Raw genomic sequence first — 2,913 nt, forward strand, 5'->3', positions numbered from 1 at the left:
CCCGCCCCCGCCGCCCGCCCCCCCCCCCCCCCCCCCCCCCCCCCCCCCCCCCCCCCCCCCCCCCCCCCCCCCCCCCCCCCCCCCCCCCCCCCCCCCCCCCCGGGGGCCCCCCCCCCCCCCCCGCCGCACGTGCGGCGAGCGTCACGCCGACGGCGTGCCTCCGGCACGACGCGGAGCGCCGGCGCCTGAGGGGCAGGGATGCATCGCATCCCTGCCAGCTACAAGGCGCCGGTTGCCCGGCGCGCGCGTCGCGTTTATCTGGGCGCCCCCGGCGGGGCGCAACAGGCGCGGCCCCGTCCCAACCCCATTTGCGCCCCGCGCGTCGGCAAGGCCCCCGGATCCAGGCATGGCCCGCATCGTCATGAAGTTCGGCGGCACCTCCGTCGCCGATCTCGACCGCATCCGCAACGTGGCCCAACGCGTCAAGCGCGAGGTGGAGGCCGGCAACGAGGTGGCGGTGGTGGTCTCCGCCATGGCCGGCGCCACGAACCAGCTGGTGAAGTGGTGCTCCGACCTCTCGCCGCTGCACGACGCGCGCGAATACGACGTGGTGGTCGCCACCGGCGAGCAGGTGACGATCGGCCTGCTGGCCATCGCGCTGCAGGCGATCGGCGTGGATGCGCGGTCCTGGCAGGGCTGGCAGATCCCGATCCTGACCGACGCCGCGCATGGCAAGGCGCGCGTCGAGAGCATCGACGGCACGCTGCTGATCGAGCGGATGCGCGAAGGCCAGGTGCCGGTGATCGCCGGCTTCCAGGGCCTCGAGCCCGGCCGCAACCGCATCACCACCCTCGGCCGCGGCGGGTCGGACCTCTCGGCCGTCGCCGTCGCCGCGGCGGTGCAGGCGGATCGCTGCGACATCTACACGGACGTGGACGGCGTGTACACCACCGATCCGCGGATCGTGCCGCGGGCGAAGAAGCTCGAGCGGATCAGCTACGAGGAAATGCTGGAACTCGCCTCGGTCGGTGCGAAGGTGCTGCAGACGCGCTCGGTCGAGCTCGCGATGAAGCAGCGCGTGCGCGTGCAGGTGCTTTCCAGCTTCGAGGACAAGCCAGGCAGCCTGGTCGTTGACGAGGACGAGATCGTGGAACAGCCCATCGTGTCCGGCATCGCCTATTCGCGCGACGAGGCGAAGGTGACGCTCCGCCGCGTGCCCGACCGGCCCGGCATCGCCGCCCATGTGTTCGGCCCGATGGCTGCGGCGAACCTGAACGTGGACATGATCGTCCAGAACATCGGCGCCGACGGCACCACCGACATGACCTTCACCGTCGGCCGCGCCGACCTGCCGCGCGCCAGGGACCTGCTGGAGAAGCAGCGCGACGCGATCGGCTACGAGGCGCTGGTGACGGATGCCGAGGTCGCGAAGATCAGCGTCGTCGGCATCGGCATGCGCACCCATGCCGGCGTCGCCAGCACGATGTTCAAGGCGCTGGCCGAGAAGGGCATCAACATCCAGGTGATCTCCACCAGCGAGATCAAGGTCAGCGTGCTGATCCCGGTGGACTACACCGAGCTTGCGGTGCGCGCCCTGCACACCGCCTATGGGCTGGACGGTCCCGAGCCCGAGCGCCGGGCGGGGAACTGACGCCGATGGACGCGCCGCTGCAGGAGAAGCCCGCCCCGGCCGGCCCGCCGGACTGGGCGCTGGCCGAGCTGGATGCGCTGATGGCGCGCGGCGCCGCCTTCTTCGGCAGCCGCTACGCCATCATGGGCGGGGCGATGTCCTGGGTGAGCGAACGCAACCTGGTCGCCGCGCTGTCCAATGCCGGGGCCTTCGGCGTCATCGCCTGCGGCGCGATGGAGCCGCCGCGCCTGGCCGAGGAGATCGCCGCCACCCAGGCGATGACGCAAAAACCCTTCGGCGTGAACCTGATCACCATGCATCCGCGGCTGGACCAGCTGGTGCAGACCTGCCTGGAGGCGAAGGTCGGGCATATCGTCTTCGCCGGTGGCATCCCCCCCGGCGCGGCGATCAAGGCGGCCAAGGATGGCGGGGCCAAGGTGGTCTGCTTCGCCCCGGCGCTGGCGCTGGCGAAGAAGCTGGTGCGTTCCGGCGCCGATGCCCTGGTGATCGAGGGCAGCGAGGCGGGCGGGCATATCGGCCCGGTGAGCCTGAACGTGCTGGCGCAGGAGATCCTGCCGCATGTCCGGGACGTGCCGGTCTTCGTCGCCGGCGGGATCGGGCGCGGCGAAGCCATTCTTGCGTATCTCGAGATGGGTGCGGCGGGTGCGCAGCTCGGCACCCGCTTCGTCTGCGCGACGGAATCGATCGCCCATCCGAACTTCAAGCGCGCCTTCATCCGCGGCGCGGCGCGGGATGCGCTGCCGACGGTGCAGCTGGATGAGCGCTTCCCGGTGATCCCGGTGCGCGCCCTGCAGAACGAGGGGACCAAGCGCTTCCTCGACCACCAGGCCGAGACCATCCGCCGCTACCTGGCCGGCGAGGTGGAAAAGGCCGCGGCGCAGCTCGACATCGAGCATTTCTGGGCCGGCGCGCTGCGCCGCGCGGTGATCGACGGCGATGTGGAGAACGGGTCGCTGATGGCCGGCCAGAGTGTCGGGATGGTGACGCGCGAGCAACCTGTGCGGGAGATCGTGGAGGAACTCGTGCAGCAGGCGGCCGCCGCGCTGGCCGCCCGCAGGCAGGCGAGCTGAGCGTCAGAAACAGCAATGCGTGTCACCCAAATGATACTGAACAATTCCCCCACGATTCGGTTTGCGGACGCGCTCTGCGCGCGGTAGGTGTCAATCCCGTGCCCTACGACATGAAGCGTTCATCACGACAGGCCGATGACCATGCCGCGGAGGCCGCGCGGATCGGTGACGAGCTGCGCGGGGCGCGCCGCCCCCGCCCCGGGTGGGAGAGGGCCCTCGCCGCCCCCCAGCGCCGCCCCCCCCCCCCACGAG

At 71.8% G+C, this 2,913-nt stretch carries 2 protein-coding genes; both read left to right on the top strand.

Features of this window, described 5'->3' with window-relative positions:
* Positions 1–346: 346 nt before the first annotated feature.
* Positions 347–1,591 carry an aspartate kinase gene (locus AC1MIR_RS27160; RefSeq protein WP_480031294.1) on the top strand — a complete coding sequence of 415 codons (1,245 nt, stop codon included), beginning with the start codon at positions 347–349 and terminating at the stop codon, positions 1,589–1,591.
* 5 nt (positions 1,592–1,596) lie between these two features.
* Entirely contained in the window at positions 1,597–2,661 is a 1,065-nt protein-coding gene (locus tag AC1MIR_RS27165; RefSeq protein WP_480031295.1) for an NAD(P)H-dependent flavin oxidoreductase, read from the top strand.
* The last annotated feature ends 252 nt before the right edge of the window (positions 2,662–2,913 follow it).

It is taken from the genome of Falsiroseomonas sp. RANM36 (assembly GCF_056682175.1).

Bases quoted from the DNA above. Each gene is read 5' to 3' on its own strand.
- AC1MIR_RS27160 (WP_480031294.1), top strand. From the start codon at position 347: ATGGCCCGCATCGTCATGAAGTTCGGCGGCACCTCCGTCGCCGATCTC.
- AC1MIR_RS27165 (WP_480031295.1), top strand. From the start codon at position 1,597: ATGGACGCGCCGCTGCAGGAGAAGCCCGCCCCGGCCGGCCCGCCGGAC.